9 protein-coding genes and 1 pseudogene are annotated in these 17,305 nt (G+C 59.6%); 8 read left to right on the top strand and 2 right to left on the bottom strand.

Annotated features, from left to right (window positions below):
- Positions 1-101 precede the first annotated feature (101 nt).
- The 6 genes and pseudogenes from recC to VF684_RS05435 all read left to right on the top strand — a co-directional run bounded on the left by recC (position 102) and on the right by VF684_RS05435 (position 12,406).
- On the top strand, positions 102-3,455 hold the full coding sequence (gene recC / locus VF684_RS05460; RefSeq protein WP_440173893.1) for an exodeoxyribonuclease V subunit gamma: 3,354 nt from the start codon (positions 102-104) through the stop codon (positions 3,453-3,455).
- A complete protein-coding gene (recB, locus tag VF684_RS05455; protein WP_440173891.1) occupies positions 3,455-7,063 on the top strand; it encodes an exodeoxyribonuclease V subunit beta in 3,609 nt (1,202 codons plus the stop codon). The genes recC and recB overlap by 1 nt, the downstream gene beginning before the upstream one ends.
- Positions 7,060-9,123, top strand: a complete 2,064-nt coding sequence (gene recD / locus VF684_RS05450) for an exodeoxyribonuclease V subunit alpha (RefSeq protein ID WP_440173889.1) — start codon at positions 7,060-7,062, stop codon at positions 9,121-9,123. Before recB ends, recD begins: the two co-directional genes overlap by 4 nt.
- Before the next feature lie 138 nt (positions 9,124-9,261).
- Positions 9,262-10,533: a hypothetical protein gene (locus VF684_RS05445; protein WP_031227930.1), complete on the top strand. Its 1,272-nt coding sequence runs from the start codon at positions 9,262-9,264 to the stop codon at positions 10,531-10,533.
- A gap of 127 nt (positions 10,534-10,660) precedes the next feature.
- A pseudogene (locus VF684_RS05440) lies at positions 10,661-11,140 on the top strand (GNAT family N-acetyltransferase).
- A 267-nt stretch (positions 11,141-11,407) separates the two neighbouring features.
- The gene (locus tag VF684_RS05435) at positions 11,408-12,406 is read left to right on the top strand and encodes a sensor domain-containing diguanylate cyclase (RefSeq protein WP_042053424.1); all 999 of its coding nucleotides are present in this window, start codon (positions 11,408-11,410) and stop codon (positions 12,404-12,406) included.
- A gap of 87 nt (positions 12,407-12,493) precedes the next feature.
- On the opposite strand, the gene VF684_RS05430 is transcribed toward VF684_RS05435, so the two are convergent.
- Complete coding sequence (locus tag VF684_RS05430) at positions 12,494-13,120, bottom strand: porin family protein (protein ID WP_279459960.1); 627 nt, start codon at positions 13,118-13,120, stop codon at positions 12,494-12,496.
- Between the two features lie 1,275 nt (positions 13,121-14,395).
- Between VF684_RS05430 and VF684_RS05425 the strand changes: the two genes are divergently transcribed.
- Positions 14,396-15,160 carry a helix-turn-helix domain-containing protein gene (locus VF684_RS05425; RefSeq protein ID WP_201983761.1) on the top strand — a complete coding sequence of 255 codons (765 nt, stop codon included), beginning with the start codon at positions 14,396-14,398 and terminating at the stop codon, positions 15,158-15,160.
- Positions 15,161-15,209: 49 nt separating this feature from the next.
- Here VF684_RS05425 and VF684_RS05420 read toward each other — a convergent pair whose 3' ends face one another.
- Positions 15,210-15,974: a UTRA domain-containing protein gene (locus VF684_RS05420; RefSeq protein ID WP_440173905.1), complete on the bottom strand. Its 765-nt coding sequence runs from the start codon at positions 15,972-15,974 to the stop codon at positions 15,210-15,212.
- 264 nt (positions 15,975-16,238) lie between these two features.
- On the opposite strand from VF684_RS05420, the gene VF684_RS05415 reads away from it, so the two are divergent.
- Entirely contained in the window at positions 16,239-17,300 is a 1,062-nt protein-coding gene (locus VF684_RS05415) for an ABC transporter substrate-binding protein (protein ID WP_031227932.1), read from the top strand.
- Positions 17,301-17,305 lie beyond the last annotated feature (5 nt).

Raw genomic sequence — 17,305 nt, 5'->3', positions numbered from 1 at the left:
GCATCTTCCCCTTCGATCCCCGACAATTCTCACTCTTGTGAAGTGACGGAAATGGCTCGCCTTTTCCCTCGCCCCCTCTCATCCACAGGCGGGAATTGCTCATGTTTACCCTCTACCACTCCAATCAGCTGGATCTGCTCAAAGAGCTGCTGGTGAGCCGCATCCGGCAGGCCCCTCTCTCTCACCCCTTCGAGCGGGAGCAGATCCTGGTACAGAGTCCGGGCATGGCCCAGTGGCTCAAGCTGGAGCTGGCCAAAGCCTTCGGCATCGCCGCCAATATCGACTTTCCGCTGCCCGCCAGCTTTATCTGGGAGATGTTCACCCGGGTGCTGGCGGATGTACCGCGTCAGAGCCCCTACAACAAGGGCTCCATGAGCTGGCAGCTGATGACCATTCTGCCCGCCTTGCTGGACAGGCCCGCCTTTGCCCCGCTCGCCGCCTATCTGGGCGGGGGAGATGAGGAGGATCCTGCCAAGGATCCCGAGCAGGTGCGGCTGTGGCAGCTCTGCCAGAAGGTGGCGGATCTCTTTGACCAGTATCTGGTCTACCGGCCGGACTGGATCGCCCGTTGGGAAGAGGGGGAAGGATTGAGTCAGGAGCTGGCCGGGGTGAGCGGTCAGGATTGGCAACCGGAGCTGTGGCGCGAGCTGGTGGCCCGCACGTTGGCGCTCTCTCCGAGCGGTTACCACCGCGCCAACCTCTACGAGGAGTTTATCCACGAGCTGGCACGCACCGCCGATCTGCCGGGCAAGCTGCCGCAACGGGTCTTCGTGTTCGGCATCTCGGCGCTGCCGCCGCGCTATGTGGAGGCGCTGCTGGCCCTCGGCAGCCGGTCGGAGGTGGAGGTGCACCTGTTCGTCACCAACCCCTGCCGCTACTATTGGGGGGATCTGCTGGATCGCAAGACCCTGGCTCGGCTGGAGAACAAGCTCAAACCCGGTACCGATATCGAGACGTTGCAGGGCCCCGCCAACCCGCTGCTCGCCTCCATGGGCAAGTTGGGGCGCGATTACCTGCATCAACTGATGGAGCTGGAGGTGCCGCAAATCGAGGCTTTCGTCGATATCGACGAGGTGGATGGCAAGGGCAATATCAAGCTGCTGCATGCCATTCAGAAGGATGTGCTGGAGCTGGCCGAGCGAGGCGCCGGTCAGTTCGATCTCGACAGCAGCCATCACAAGAGCCCCATAGATCCGGCGGATGGGTCACTGCAGATCCACGCCTGCCACGGCCCGATGCGTGAACTCGAGGTGCTGCACGACCGGCTGCTGGCGCTGTTCGAGCAGGACCCGTCCCTCACCCCGAAAGACGTGGTGGTGATGATGCCGGATGTGAACAGCTACGGCCCCTACATTCAGGCGGTGTTTGGTGCGCGCGGCCAGATCCCGTTTGCGGTTTCGGATCGGGCGGCGAGTCAGGAGAGCCCGCTGCTGCAAAGCTTCCTCGCCCTGCTCAGGCTGCCCAACGCCCGCTTCGGGGCGGGGGAGCTGCTCGCCATTCTCGAGGTGCCCGCCGTGCTGCGCCGTTTCGAGCTGGATGACGACGAGTTCAACCAGCTGCGGGTCTGGGTGCAGGAGACCGGCATCCGCTGGGGGCTGGATGACGGCTATCCCGTCCGTTTCGATCTGCCGCCCATGTCCGGCAACAGCTGGCTGTTCGGCCTGCGCCGCATGCTGCTCGGCTTCGCCATGGGGGATGGCGAGCCGGTGGCGGGCATCCTGCCCTACGCCGATATCGAGGGTCAGCAGGGGCTGGCACTCGGCAAGCTCGCCTGGTTTGTCGACTCGCTGGCCGAGTTTTTGCCCCGCCTGCAACAGGCGCAGCCGCTGGTCGAGTGGAACGCCTGCCTGCTGGCGCTGCTGGAGCGCTTCTATCTGGCCGACGAGGATGAAGAGCGTCAGCTTCAGCTGATTCGCAGCCAGCTGGTCGAGTGGCAGACCCGGCTCGGCGAAGCCCGCTTCGAGCAGCCCATCACCGCCGACCTGTTGCAGGATTACCTCGGCAGCGTGCTGGGGGAGTCCCGCTCCAGCCAGCGTTTCCTCGCCGGTCAGGTGAACTTCTGCACCCTGATGCCGATGCGCTCCATCCCCTTCAAGCAGGTCTGCCTGCTCGGCATGAACGATGGCGTCTACCCGCGCACCCTGGCTCCCATGGGGTTCGACCTGATGGCGGTGGCGTCGCGGCGCGGGGATCGCTCCCGTCGCGATGATGACCGCTACCTCTTCCTCGAGGCGTTGCTCAGCGCCCAGCAGGGGCTCTATATCAGCTATCAGGGCTTCAGCGCGCAGGACAACAGCGACAAGGTGCCCTCGGTGCTGCTGGCGGAGCTGATCGACTATGTGCGGCAGGGCTTTGTGCTGGCGGGGGATGAGGAGCTCGATGACGAAACCTCCGGTAAGCGGCTGCTCAACCACCTGATGGTGGCGCACCCGCTCACCCCCTACAGCCGCAACTACTTCTACCCGGAGCCGGGTTCACGCCTCTTTACCTATGCCGCCGACTGGCTGCCCGCCCTCAATCCGGTGCGCGGCGCGGCCAACTTCCAGAGCGGCGAGCTGCCTCTCCCCCCCGAATGGGGCAAGGAGCAGGGGCTGGAGCTGGCGGAGCTGCTGCGCTTCTATCGCCAGCCCACCAAATATTTCCTCAACCGCCGCCTCAAGGTGTGGTTTGAGCTGAACGAAGCCAACATCGAGGACAGCGAGCCGTTCGAGCTGGATGGCCTGCAACATTATCAGCTGAAAGATCTGCTGCTCGATGCCCATCTGGCGGAAGGTGAAAGTACCGAGCGTCGCGAGCGGTTGCAGCTCACCGGCCTGCTGCCGCAAGGGTGGTTCGGCAGCCTGCTGCTGGACGATCTGGATGCCGAGATGGGCAAGCTGGCGGACCGGCTGCGCCCTTGGGTTGCTGCCAATGAGGCAGAAAAACAGGCGGTGGAGATCGATATCTCCCTCACTCAGGGCCAGCTGCAAGGGTGGATCGACACCCAGAAGGGGCGCTTGCTGGTGGTCAAACCCGGCAGCTTCAACGGCAAGGATCTGCTGCTGGGCTGGATCCAGCACCTCTGCCTCTCATTAAGCGGCGCTCCCGGCGACACCCTGCTGTTCGATGCCAAACAGAGTCTGCGGTTAGCCAAGCTCTCTGCCGACGAGGCGCGGCCCAAACTGGCGGCGCTGGTGGCGTGCTGGGCGCAGGGGATGAAGCGGCCGCTGCCGTTCTTCCCCAACACCGCCTGGGATTGGCTCAAGGCGATCGAGAAGGATCCCGACAAGCCGGAGGCGGCCGACAAGGCGGCCCTCACCCGTTTCAACGGTGGCTGGATGATCAATGGGGAGGGGCAAGACGTTTACGTCGCCCGCTGCTTCCCCGAACTCGATGATGAGGTGCTGGGGCAGTTGCAGGCGCTGGCCCGCGAACACCTGACCCCGCTGCTCAAGACCCTGGAGGAGCTGAAATAATGGCTAACCCGCTCAATACCCTGCGTTTTCCCCTCCATGGTGAACGACTGATCGAAGCCTCCGCCGGTACCGGCAAGACCTACACCATCGCCGGTCTCTACCTGCGCCTGCTGCTGGGCCACGGCCCGCTCATTGAGGAGGGGGCCGATTCTGGTCAGCCGAGCGCCCATGAACGGCCGCTCTCGGTGACCGAAATTCTGGTGGTGACCTTTACCGAAGCGGCCACCGCCGAGCTGCGCGGGCGGATCCGCGGTCGCATTCACGAGGCGCGGCTCGCCTTTATGCGCGGTCATAGCAATGATGCCCTGCTGGCCCAACTGTTGGCAGAGGTGGTGGATCACGAGCTGGCGGCCCGCCGCCTGCTGGCCGCCGAGCGGCAGATGGACGAGGCGGCGGTCTTTACCATCCACGGCTTCTGCCAGCGGATGCTCAAGCAGAACGCCTTCGAGTCGGGCGCCCTCTTTGAAACCGAATTTCTTACCGACGACAGCCAGCTCAGGCTGCAGGCGGTAAGCGACTACTGGCGCGCCGAGTTCTATCCGGTGGATAAAGCCCTCGCCAGCGCCGTGCGCGCGCTCTGGCCGAGCCCCGCCGCCCTGCTGCGGGAGATGGGCAGCTGGCTCGACAACAGCGAGCTGGAGATCCACCCCGCGCTGGGGGACGAGACCCTCGCCGCTCGCCATCAGGCGGCCATGAGCCGCATCGCGGCGGTGAAGAGTGAATGGCTGGCGCAGACGGACGAGATCCGCCGCCAGACCGACGGCCAGATCAGCCGCTACACCGGCAAGAACTACGAAGGGTGGTTTGCCAAGATAGCCGACTGGGCACAGGACGAGAGCAGTGGCTACGCCATCCCGAAGGAGCTGGAGCGCTTTGGCCGGACTGTGCTGGAAGAGAATCTCAAGAAGGGTGGCGCTGTGCCGACCCTGCCGCTGTTCAGCCAGATCGACCAGCTGCTGGCGAGCCGCCCCGGTATTCGGGATCTCATCCTGCAACGGGCGGCCAAAGTGGTGCGCAGCCGGATGCAGGCCAGCAAGCGTCAGGCTCATCAGCTCTCGTTTGATGACCTGCTCAAAGACCTCGATGGGGCGCTCGGCTCCAGCCTTGGCGAGCGGCTCTGCGAGCGTATTCGCGCCACCTATCGGGTGGCGATGATCGATGAATTTCAGGATACCGACCCCCAGCAGTACCGCATCTTCCATCGCCTCTACGGCGGCCACACAGACACGGCGCTGTTGATGATCGGTGACCCCAAGCAGGCCATCTACGGCTTTCGCGGCGCCGACATCTTTACCTACATTCAGGCGCGGCGAAATGTGATCGCCCACTACACCCTCGGGCGCAACTGGCGCTCCAGCAGTGCGCTGGTGGGGGCGGTCAATGGCCTGTTCGAACGGGCCAAGGATCCCTTTATCTACGAAGCGGATATCCCCTTCCTGCCGGTGGAGGCGCAGGGCAAGAGCAAGGCGCTGCTGCTCGATGGCGCCACCGCCCCCGTGCTCCACTGCTGGCAGCTGACCGGCCAACCCACCTTCAATCGGGGGGATTACCAGAGCAAGATGGCCCGCGCCACCGCCGCCGAGATCCACCGCCTGCTGACGCTGGCCCGCGAGGGCAAGGCGAAGATAGGCGATCAGGCGGTCAAGGCCGGGGATATCGCCGTGCTGGTGCGCACCGGCGCCGAGGGCAAGCTGGTGCAGCAGGAGCTGGCGCGGCTCGCCATCGCCTCCGTCTATCTGTCGAACCGCGAGAGCGTGCTGGAGCAGACGGAGGCGCGGGAGATCCTGCTGATTTTGCACGCCTGCCAGAACCCGAGCGAAGAGCGCAGCCTGCGGGCGGCGCTGGCGACCGGCCTGTTTGATCTCGATGCCAAGGCGCTCGATGGGCTGGCCAGCGACGAGCGGGCGTGGGAGAGCGCGGTGCAGGAGTTTATGGAGTACCGCAAGATCTGGCACCGCCGCGGCGTGCTGGCCATGCTGCGGGCCCTGCTGCACCGGCGCAATCTCGCCTCTTCGCTGTTGGCGAGCCCCTATGGCGAGCGGCGGCTGACCAACTTCCTCCATCTCGGCGAGCTGCTGCAACAGGTGAGCAGCGAGCTGGACGGGGAGTATGCCCTGCTGCGCTGGCTGGGGGAGGCGGTGAGCCGCCCCAACGGGCAGGATGCGGAGCAGGTACTGCGGCTCGAATCCGAGCGCAAACTGGTGCAGATCGTCACCATCCACAAATCCAAGGGGCTGGAGTACCCGCTGGTGTTCCTGCCCTTTATCTGCAGCCACAGAACCGCCGAGACCCCGCTCTATCACGAAGCGGATGAGGCGGGCAATCGCACCATTCTCGATCTGACCGGCGCCGACTCGTCGCTCGCCGAAGCGGACAGGGAGCGCCTTGCCGAAGATTTGCGGCTGCTCTATGTGGCGCTGACCCGGGGCGTCTACGCCACCTGGCTGGGGCTGGCGCCGGTGCGGGCGGGGGCGGGCAAGTCGGAGAAGACCGACCTGCACCACACCGCCATCGGCTACCTGCTGCAAAAGGGCGAGGAGGGGGATGCGCAGACGCTGGCCACCGCCCTGACCGAGCTGGCACAGGTGCTGCCCGGGGTGGCCGTCGGTGAGCCCTCGCTCACCCGTCCGGCCCCGCTGCCGCCAGAGGAGGAGCAGTTGGGCGAGCCGCAGGTGCGCCACTTTACCGGTTCCCTTGAGCGGGACTGGTGGATCAGCTCCTACTCCGGGCTGGCGGCGCAGGGCCACGGCCACAGCAAGGGCGTACTCGCCAATCCCGGCTTCGATGATGAGGTCGTCACCGAGGCGGCTGCGCTGGCTTCCGAGCAACCTGAAGAGGCTCCCCAGCCCTCCATCTTCACCTTCCCGAAAGGGGCGCGCCCCGGCACCTTGCTGCACAGCCTGTTCGAGACCATCGACTTTCAGAGCGCCGCGGGCGAGCCGCTGGCAGAGCATATCGCCGCGCTGTTGGCGCAGGATGGCTTCGACGAGAGTTGGGCCCCTGTGCTGCAACAGCAGGTCGAAGCTGTGCTGGATACCCCGCTGGAAACGGGCTTTGGCGAGCCGGTACGGCTGCGGGACTTGAGTGCCGAGCGCAAACAGGTGGAGCTGGAGTTCTTCCTGCCCATGGGGCGGGTGACGGCTCCGGCGCTGACGGCCCTCTGCCAGCAGCACGACCCGCTGTCGCGGGGCAACAAACCGCTCAGCTTTGCCACCGTGCAGGGGATGCTCAAGGGCTTTATCGATCTGGTGTTCGAGTGGCAGGGGCGCTGGTATCTGCTCGACTACAAATCGAACCACCTCGGCATGAGCCCCGCCGATTACAGCCGTCCGGCGCTGGAGCGGGCGATGGCCGAGCACCGCTACGACCTGCAATACCAGCTCTACTCGCTGGCGCTGCACCGGCTGCTCACCCTGCGCCTGCCGGGCTACGACTTCGAGCAGCATTTTGGCGGGGTCTTCTATCTGTTCCTGCGTGGCATGCCGCAGGGGGGCATTTTCCATACCCGCCCGAGCCGTGAACTGGTGCTGGGGCTGGATAAGTTGTTTCGCGAAGGCAGTGAGCTGCCAGCAGCGGGATCCCAAGCATTTAACGAGGTAGAGGCATGAGCGGCACCATGATCAGCACAGCGACCAGCGCAATGATGGTTGAACGGCTCAAAACACTGGCGCTGGCTGGCCGCATCCGCCAGCTGGATCTGCAATTTGCCAGGCTGGTGGCCGACCTTGGCGGCAGCCCCGAGCTGGTGCTAGGGGCTGCGCTCGCCTGCTTCGAGCTTGGGCGCGGCCATGTCTGTTTGCCGCTTGAGATGCTCGCTGCCGGATCCCTGCGCCCGTTCGGGCTGGATCCCCAGCAGAGCCGGGAGCTGCTGGGGGATCTGGCGGATCCTGCCCGCTGGCCCGCCCTGTTTGCGGCCAGCCCCCTGGTTGGCACCGAGCAGGATGAGGGGCTTGCCCCGCGCTGGCCGCTGCGGCTGTGGCACGGGCGGCTCTACCTCACCCGCTACCACGATCACGAGCAGGGTGTAGCCCGCCATCTGCGCGCCCTGAGCGAGCGAGCCGAATGGCCGGAGATAGCCCCGGCCCTGTCGCGGCTGTTTGCCCGCGACTATGGGCTGGTGTTCGCGGCGCTGCTCAAAGCCCGCCTCGCCCCCGACTTCTCGGCCCGCCACTTTATCGAAAAGTATCTCGATCTGGTGTTCCCGAACGAGGTGGATTGGCCCGCCATCGAAGGGCTGCTGGCCAGCGCCCAGGCGGCGAGCGACTTGAGCAAGCTGGATGCGCTGGTGCCCGAGGCGCTCTGCTGCAACGGCCAGAAGCTGGCGGCGGCCACCGCGGCGGCACGCCCCTTTGCGGTGATCTCCGGCGGCCCCGGCACCGGCAAGACCACCACGGTCGCCAAACTGCTCGCCATTCTGGTGGAGACCGGCCTGCAAGCGGGCAAGGCCCCGGCGATCCGGCTGGTGGCCCCCACCGGCAAGGCGGCGGCGCGCCTCACCGAGAGTATCGGCTCTGCCCTGCAGGCCCTCGATCTGCCCCCCGAGTGGGTCGAAGCGATCCCCACCGAGGCGGGCACCCTGCACCGGTTGCTCGGGGTCATTCCGGGGCGCAGCCAGTTCCGCCACCACGCGGGCAACCCGCTGCACCTCGACTTGCTGGTGGTGGATGAGGCCTCCATGGTCGACTTGCCGATGATGGCGCGCCTGCTCGATGCGTTGCCAAGCCACGCCCGCCTGATCCTGCTCGGCGACAAGGATCAGCTCGCCTCGGTGGAGGCGGGGGCCGTGCTCGGCGATATCTGCAGCTTTATCGAACAGGGCATCAGCCCGGCGCAGGCGGATTGGCTCTCCCGCCAGACCGGCTACCGTTTGCAGGGCACGCCCGCGGGGGCTCCGGTGCGTGACAGCCTCTGTTTGCTGGCCAAGAGCTGGCGCTTTGATCAGCATTCGGGCATCGGCCAGCTGGCGCGCGCCTGCAACAGCGGCGATGCCACGGCGGTGGAATCAGTCTGGGGCGCAGGATTCGCCGATATCAGCCTGCACCCCTGGGCCGGGGAGGCCTACGACGCCCTGATTGCCCAGGGGGTGGCCGGTTACGGCAGCTATCTGAAGGCGGCCCGCGCGGGGGAGGCGCCCGCCGCCGTATTCAAGGCATTCAACAGCTTCCAGATCCTCTGCGCCCTGCGCGATGGCCCGTTTGGCGTGTTGGGGCTAAACGAGCGGCTGGAACTGGCCCTGTCACGGGCCGGCCTGATTGCCCGCGATGGCGACTGGTATGCCGGTCGTCCGGTGATGGTGGTGCGCAACGACCACGGTGTTGGCCTCTACAACGGCGATATGGGGCTCTGCCTGCCCGATGAAAGTGGGCGGTTCAAGGTATGGTTTGAGCAGCCGGATGGCACCCTGCGCGCCCTGCTGCCTAGCCGCCTGCCGCCCCACGAGACCGTCTACGCCATGACTATCCACAAATCCCAGGGTTCGGAGTTTGCCCATACCGTGCTGGTGCTGCCCGACAGCCCCAGCCCGCTGCTGACCCGCGAGCTGGTCTATACCGGCATCACCCGCGCCAAGGCCCGCCTCGATCTCTACGGCGATCGCGCCCTGTTGGCACAAGCGGTACGGAAAAAGACCGAGCGTTATTCCGGATTGGCGGAGAGGTTGGGGGAGTGATTGATGGCGGCGGTAAAGGGATTTACCAGTGTTTGATTAGGCCTGGCTAATTCAACCTACAAACGTGATGAAATGGAATGCTGGTATAAATATTTGTATGGGCACAAATTATAAAATCATTCTGTAAGGGGATTTATAATGAACATCGGCAAGAGGTTTAAATGTAATATTTGCGGTGAAATTATTGACTGTAGAATTGGCATGTCAAATAGAGATGTTCAGCCATTCCAGTTTGCTTGTCCTAATTGTGAGGAAAGAATTACATTTGTTCTTGGTTCGAGTGCAGGAAGTCTAGAGGGAGCTGAAGAGATTATTGATTTCGATGGGCCTTTTAAAGGTGAATATCCATTTGTAGATTTACATCTTGATTTCCCCGTCGATTTTGGTACCTACAAATTAGGTGAGACCACTTTCTTTAAAGTTTTGGAAAGGATTGGGCATGAGGCTTTGGGGGATTTAAGTCTGCGTCTAAATATACTTAATACACTATATAAAAAAGAAAATGATCTTAGAAGATTGATAACTCAGTATATCAGAGATGATATACAAGGTTTTGAACGTGCTTGCAACGCGATAGATATACCAAACGTAAAATTAAAAACACATAAAAAAGAAGACGTACTTGCAGCACTGTATTCAGCTACATCGATTATGTCGTCACCATTCACGATACATGAACATAATAAAGAATTAAGCACGGAATTCCCCAGCTTACTTAAGTATCTTAATGAGACGGAATACGATAAAACACGTGATTTTATTAGTGAGTTAATTAATAAGTCATTCTTGAAGAATCTGCATCATGATTGTTTGAAACTATATCCAAAGATGATTTCTTTAGATTTGCCGTTACGACCTGCGCTATATTATGATTATATAGACAGTTATGATATTGGATTGACGCCAGCAAGAGTTTCGAGTGCAGATTTTGATACTTGTAATAATTTATACAAGGATCTGGCAGAGGTGTTTTCGCGTCAGCTTACATTGGTTGCTGGAATAAATAATTTAATAAAACGTGGCGATCACAACATGTTTAGTGATGAAGTTAGGCTAAACAAGAAGAAAGAAGTTATTCGGGGTTATTCATCTTTGGATAGGTTTGCTGACGTTGATTTTGGTAACAAATTAGCAGCTTTAGATGATTCATTTTATAGGGTTAATGTTGAAGCGGTCGACAGTCGATTAAGAAATGGCATTGCGCATTACAAGTATGAGTATACAGAGTCTACACAGCTTATAAAAATTTATCCTAAAAAAGAGGGTTTAGAAAGAAAGGATTTTGATGAAATATATTTCTTGGAGTTTATGCGAAAAATACTGATGTTATTTAGGGAAGTGCACAATATAAATCATATGATAAAGGCCATTCATTACTATTGTATATTTATATTAAAATTTGAGGTTTGATTATATCTCTTATGTTGGGCTTCGCAGGCTCAGCTCCAACCTACCGATTGTGTAGCTATTTATCTGCCAAAAGGTGTAATGCGCTGCGCTTATTACACCCTACTTACATACGACAGGATGTCATTGCTTGAGACTTGAATTTAACACTATCGATCTGGATCGCGATTACGAGCTCTGTGTGCAGGCACGCAGGGATGCCTATTTTTGCAGCTTTCATACCCATAATGGTTTTGCCGACTTTATCGACGGCTATCGGGAGCGGATCCGCTAAAGGCTGGGGCAAGCGCAATGGCACTACCTCCATGTCTGGGCAGGTGAACAACGGGTGGGCCAGCTGGAGTTTCGCAGCTTTTCCGATGAATCCGAGACTGGCTATGTGCAGCTGATTTATCTGTTCCCCCAATATCGTGGCACCGGTTTGGCTGCCGTGTTGCAGGCCTATATCCGCCAGCAGTTGCTGGGGGCTGGCTGCAAATGGGCGATCCTCTCCGTGAGTCGCACCAATGTGCGGGCCTTGAATCATTACCGGCGCTTTGGCTGGGTATTTCTGCGCCCCAATCCGAAACATCGGGAGACGGATTTTTATCGACTGACTCTGGCCGAGTGACCTCTGTGGCGGCCTCTGGGTATCCCCTCATTTATTCCCATCCCCCAAATGACTGAATCGTGAGTTAAATCCGGTAAATGGGGCGCGCTTGAGCCACACTTATGGCCACCCTGATTCAGCCTGCGCCGTGAGTGGCCGATAACCGGGGAAACGGTGGTGCGGTGGGGTTCTGGCTGACAGAGCTGTTGCAATATGCCAAGGTAGCGCCTCACGACAACAGCGCGATTCCCCGTGGTGGCGCGGGGCGGAAGAACAAGGATAACTGCTATGGTGCAGGACAGTGACACGATCAGGATCTCGGATGTCAGCGAGGCCGTGGTGCATGGCATTCTGGAGGTGACCAGCGATGGCATCTGGGATTGGCATGCCAATACCGGTTTTGTCTATCGCAACCCGGGCTGGTACCGGATGCTGGGTTACGAGCCTCACTCCCTCGGCAATACCGTCTTCACCTGGGAGAACGTGATCCACCCCGACGATCTGGCGGCTGTGATGGCGAAGTTCGATCTCTGTCTGAGCGGCAGCGCCCATGAGTATCGTGCCGAGTACCGTTGCCGCTGCCGCGATGGCAGTTACCTCTGGATTGAGGATTGCGGCCGCATCATTGAGCGCAATCCCGACGGGTCTGTGGCGCGGATGATCGGCGCCCATCGCGATATCCACGCCAGCAAGCTGTTGCTGGAGCAGCTGGAGCGGCGCAATCACTCGCTGGAGCAGCAGGTTGCCGAGCGTACCGCCGAGCTGGTGCGACTCAACGAGGCGCTGCAACAGAAAGCCGAGGAGAACCGTCTGCTGGCTGAGACCGATGCCCTGACTGGCGCCGCCAGCCGTTATCGGCTGGAGCGAGCGTTGCAGCTGGAGTGCGAGCGGGCGCGCCGTTTCCATCAGCCGTTTACGGTGATCGCCATGGATGTGGACAACTTCAAGCAGATCAACGACAGCTATGGCCACAACGCCGGGGATCAGACTCTGATCAACATAGTGGCGCTGGTGCGCCGCCATATCCGCGAGATCGATCTGCTGGCCCGCTGGGGCGGTGACGAGTTTATGGTGTTGCTGCCCAACACCGGCCGCGAGGATGCGCTGGTGGTGGCGAGCAAGTTTCAGGCATTGATGGCGAGCGAGCCCATCTGCCCCCATGCGCCCGCTACCATGAGCTTCGGGTTGGCGGAGTATCAGCAGGATGAGCAGAAGGAGAGCCTGATGGTGCGCGCCGATCGGGCGCTCTATCAGGCCAAGCAGCTGGGTAAAGACCAGATCTGCTAACGCGCAGGGCTCGCAAAGAAGAGCAGTAAAAAAGGCCGCAGGTTTGAAACCTGCGGCCCTTTTGCATTGTTACTGACGCGGCGCGACTTAGAAGTGGTAGCGCAGACCCAGCTTGAAGGTATCCAGAGAGTAGTGCTCGTCACCCAGGCTCAGGGCGTCGAACTGGCGCTCGTAACCGATACCGGCAGAGAAGTGGTCGTTGAAGGCGTAGTCCAGACCTACTTCCAGATTGGGGTGTACCTTGCTCTTGGTTGCGCTCTTGCTGACCTGATCGCTGAAACCGAGGAAGGTGGCGTTGCCGACAACTTCCAATTCGGTGCGGGTGTAGGCGATGCCCGGTTTGGCATAGGCGCTGAAGCCCCAGGCCAGCGGCTGGCTCAGCTTGGCGGCCAGGCTGATGCTGCGGGTTTCGATGGTGGTGTCGGCAAAGCCGGTTGCAATCGGGGAGGTCACCCAGGTCAGCTGATCCATCTGTTGGGCGTGCAGGCCACCTTCAACCGCCAGCCAGGGTTTGAAGCTGTAACCTACGATCAGGCTGCCGCCGTCGAGCTGGTCGTCGATCACTTTGGCGTCATAGACGTCTTTGGCAGCACCATCGAGATCCATCTTGGAGGTGGTCAGATCCAGACCTGCATACCAGCCTTCGGCATGGGCGCCGCCATTCATGGCCAGAGCAAGCAGGGAGAATGCGGCAATTTTATTAAACTTGTTCATGGATAAATAACCTTGTGTTGCGTGAACTGCGTGTGATTTATATTGCTCAATCCATGAAGCTTTTTATATTTCCGTCATCGCTCTGCTTTCACAGAGGGGCCGCAGTATAGTCAGCACATTTCTGAATAACAAGAGAGTGATTTCCCCATTCTTCTAAATATGACTGGCTGCAAGCAGGGGCATTTTGTTTAATAAATGGTGTTATTAGAGTTTTAGCTTTATTGAGGTTTAAATAATTAACTGGTGAGGCAAATGACAGGCTGCGAGCTCGATTTTGATTCTATGTGATTGATTTGTATCGGCATTAAATTTTCATTCGAGCGTGTTCATGATTAGCTGTCTAAAAATTGGCATCTCAGATATCACTGATTGGCATCAGGTTCTTTTCGATGTTTTTTGAACGATTTACAAGGTGAAACCGTGAGAAAAAAATCTATCTTTTTGCCTGTTTTTTGCTCTTTTTGAGGTTTGGGATTGTTCCCATTGAGGGTTTTGGTGGTCTTTTGAGGCTGTTTTTGCGTTGGCCGTGTTGCCCACCAGATACGCGAATGGGCGCTTCTGGGTGGCTTTTCTCTTTACCCGGTAGCAGTTGTTGGGGTGGGCATGGGGTGTGATAAGCAGATATGGGATGCACGGTATGATTAATTTTGTTTGCTTATATACACAAGCTATTTAAAAGATAGGTTTTTGGCGTTTTAAATAACTTGAATATATTCGTTTCGATATTTGGCGAAGCTGTCCAAGCAAGCCATTTAAATATATTTAATGGCAATGAGACGGTATTGATGATCGTTTAGGATATCTTGTCAGAGAGGTCGTGGTGGCTGGCGCATCAGTGGGCGGCGGGTGGCCTGTGACACTTCCCCTTGCCGGGGCCCTTGACCTGACCTGCGAATTCAGGGAAAAGAAAAGGGCGGTGCTATCAGCGCCGCCCAATGCCAGGAAAGAGAAAAAACCTTACGGTTTAAAAGATAAAAATTTGGAAGCAAACAATCGATTTCTCAACCAGGAAGGGTCTTGAATTCGATACGTTTCGATTATGCGCGATGTTCTATGCAGCACTAGCAAAATGTTTGCGGGTTGAAAGATATGCACTGTCTGGTGTCAGATTTTGCGCCCTCATCGTTCAACTGGTCTGTCCTGATGGGCGTTGTAGGCGATTTTTTCTCTAGGCTGTTTTTTCGGTGTCAATATCTGAGCCTTGAAGGTAAAAACAGGTCAGAAGCTGACTCGGCATAACCATGCAATGAAAGTGCGATAACAAGGAAGAGTGGCATGACCTACAGCCAGACCCTGGCCAACAATATTCTCGACACCCTGAAGAAGACCCTGACCGACAAGGGGATCCGCTATCAGACGCTGGCGGAGGCGATGGGTGTCTCCATCGCGACCGTGAAACGGATGATGAACAAGCCCTCGCTGCCGTTCGATACTCTGCTGGAGATCTGCCATCTGGTCGGGCTCTCGTTCGAGGAGTTGCTGGATCGTACTCAGGACGCCCAGAGCCGCCGCGCCGTCTTCACTCAGGATCAGGACGAGGCGTTTCACAACGAGCCGGGGCTCTACGCCTTTCTCGCCAATATCTTCTGGCGCGACAAGACGCTGATCGATCTCAAGCGGGAGTACGGCCTGACCGATGCCTCCTGCTACCTCTATCTGCGCAAGCTGGAGAAGCTCGGTATCTTGCAGCTTGGTATCGACAACAGTTACCACTTCCTCATCAGCGAGCGGATCAGCTTCGAGCAGCACAGCCGTTTCGCCCGCCAGCAGGCGCGGCAGGCAATGTCGGTGCTGGGGGAGTATCTGGTAGAGAACATGCACAAGTCGAACAACTATATGGCGCTCTGTCAGCTGCACCTCAACGAGGGGGAGGCGATGGCGCTGATCGACCGGATGAAGGAGTACTGGCATCAGGAGATCAAGCTCAACCGCCCCGCCATCGGTCAGCAGGAGCATGCCAAGACCTACACCATGTCGCTGCAACTGGCCGACTGCGGCTATCAGAGCTTCGACGACATGATCCCCAATATCGACAACTGATCCCGGCGGATCCTGCGGGATCCGTGTCTGCTCGTGAGTCTGAGAGTGGTTACTCTGCTAGTTGCATGGGCTGCGCTTTGGCAATGATGGGTTGCAGCGCCCGGGTATCGAGACAGATACGAATGGCATCCGGCCGCCAGTGCTCGATATCGCAATCCACCAGAGCACCCCGCTCGTCATAGTTGACCCGCACCAGCCGCAGCACCGCGCTCCCCTCCGCCAGATTGAGGGCGCGAGCTATGGCGCCCCGCGCTGCCGAGGGGGTGATCTCGAGACTCGCTCCACCCTGGCCTATGCCATAGCGCTGCTGATAGAGCTCGGTGAGGGAGTTGGCCAGCGGCGCGCTGGCGATATCGGGAAAGCGGCTCGCCAGCAGGTGGTGGCTGACATGCAGCACCGGGCGACCGTCGATCAGCCGCTGGCGGCGGATCTCGTAGAGCGGCGTGAAGGGTTCCAATCCCATCCAGCGGCACAGCTCACTGCTGGCCAGCTCGCTACCGTGGGCCAGCACCCGGGTTTCGGCGGTGCGCTGCTGTTCACCGATCCACTGGTGAAAGTGGGTGTGGATGGCGGGATCGTATGTGAGGCGGGGTGGCGCCACAAACCAGCCGCGCCGCTCGGCACGGTAGATAAGGCCGTCTGCTTCGAGGCTGGAGAGCGCCTCCTTGATAGTGATGCGGGTGGTGGCGAAACGCTCGCTCAGGGCCCGTTCGGCGGGCAGCTGCTGCCCGGCCCCCAATTGGCCGCTGCCGATATAGCGGCGCAGGGTCTGGCAAATCTGTTCGCACTTGGAGGAGGAGCGGCCATCGGCCATGCTCTGTTCGTTCACTCTCTGCTCGCTCAATCTCGGCTCGGTCACACTCTTGTCCCTGTTGCTTATTCAGAAGGCGGGTGGCTGGCCAATCCCTTACTGGAATAGTCCAGCCTCACTCGGGTTCAGAGTTGTAACCGCTGTGGATGACAGCGCCATGACAGGGTGATTGTCATCAAACTGCCATTAAAGCGCCCCGCCACCGTCACAATTCCCCTCTAGCATCCCTCTCGAACCTTAACTGACCTAGTCCAGAGGGATGGGATGATGAAAAGCGTGATCGCAAGTGCACTGGCCATGGTGGCCATCAGCCAACCGTTGTTTGCCACAAATAGCTATGCAGCCGAAAATATCGCGGATCTCGAAAAGGCCGCCCGTGGCGAAGGCCAGCTCCACAGCATCGGCATGCCCGACAGCTGGGCCAACTGGAAGGATACCTGGCAGCAGCTGGGCAGCATCTACGGCATCAAGCATCAGGATACCGACATGAGCTCGGCGCAGGAGATCGCCAAGTTCGCCGCCGAGAAGGCCAATGCCACCGCCGATATCGGCGATGTGGGCGGCGCCTTCGGTCCGGTTGCGGTCAAGCAGGGGGTGACCCAGCCCTACAAACCCTCCACCTGGGCTGATATTCCCAACTGGGCCAAGGACGCCGACGGTCACTGGATGCTGGCCTATACCGGCACCATCGCCTTCCTGATCAACAAGGATCTGGTCAAGGCCGCCCCCACCAGCTGGCAATCCCTGCTGGGTGGCGACTACAAGGTGACCCTGGGTGATGTGGGCGTAGCCTCCCAGGCCAACAACGGCGTGCTGGCGGCGGCCTATGCCACCGGCGGCAGCGAGAAGAATCTGAAACCTGCACTGGAGCTGTTCGGCCAGCTGGCCAAGCAGGGTCGTCTCTCCCTGAACGATCCCACCATCGCCAACATCGAGAAGGGCGAGGTGGAAGTGGGTGTGCTGTGGGACTTCAACGCCCTCAACTACCGCGACCAGATCGACCCCAAGAAGTTTGAAGTGGTGATCCCGAGCGACGGCTCCGTCATCGCCGGTTACACCACCATCATCAACAAGTGGGCCAAGAACCCCAACGCCGCCAAACTGGCGCGGGAATACATCCTCTCCGATGCCGGTCAAATCAACCTGGCCCGCGGCTACGCTCGCCCGATCCGCAGCAACGTGACTCTGCCGGATGACGTGAAGGCCAAGCTGCTGCCGGCCGAGCAGTACGCCAATGCCAAGCCGGTGCAGGATCACGCCGCCTGGGAGCAGAGCTCCAAAGCCCTGCCGCGCCAGTGGCAAGAAACCGTCATGATCAACATGCAGTAAGGGAA

The organism is Aeromonas sp. Lyrl_2 (genome assembly GCF_051948815.1).
GTDB classification, from domain to species: Bacteria; Pseudomonadota; Gammaproteobacteria; order Enterobacterales; family Aeromonadaceae; genus Aeromonas; species Aeromonas veronii.
The sequence above is the reverse complement of the archived record's forward strand: the minus strand, read 5'-3'. Positions and strand labels throughout refer to the sequence as shown.

Coding starts and splice junctions, on each gene's coding strand:
- recD (WP_440173889.1), top strand. CDS start 7,060: ATGAGCGGCACCATGATCAGCACAGCGACCAGCGCAATGATGGTTGAA.
- VF684_RS05435 (WP_042053424.1), top strand. CDS start 11,408: ATGGTGCAGGACAGTGACACGATCAGGATCTCGGATGTCAGCGAGGCC.
- recC (WP_440173893.1), top strand. CDS start 102: ATGTTTACCCTCTACCACTCCAATCAGCTGGATCTGCTCAAAGAGCTG.
- VF684_RS05415 (WP_031227932.1), top strand. CDS start 16,239: ATGAAAAGCGTGATCGCAAGTGCACTGGCCATGGTGGCCATCAGCCAA.
- VF684_RS05420 (WP_440173905.1), bottom strand. CDS start 15,974: ATGGCCGATGGCCGCTCCTCCTCCAAGTGCGAACAGATTTGCCAGACC.
- VF684_RS05445 (WP_031227930.1), top strand. CDS start 9,262: ATGAACATCGGCAAGAGGTTTAAATGTAATATTTGCGGTGAAATTATT.
- VF684_RS05425 (WP_201983761.1), top strand. CDS start 14,396: ATGACCTACAGCCAGACCCTGGCCAACAATATTCTCGACACCCTGAAG.
- recB (WP_440173891.1), top strand. CDS start 3,455: ATGGCTAACCCGCTCAATACCCTGCGTTTTCCCCTCCATGGTGAACGA.
- VF684_RS05430 (WP_279459960.1), bottom strand. CDS start 13,120: ATGAACAAGTTTAATAAAATTGCCGCATTCTCCCTGCTTGCTCTGGCC.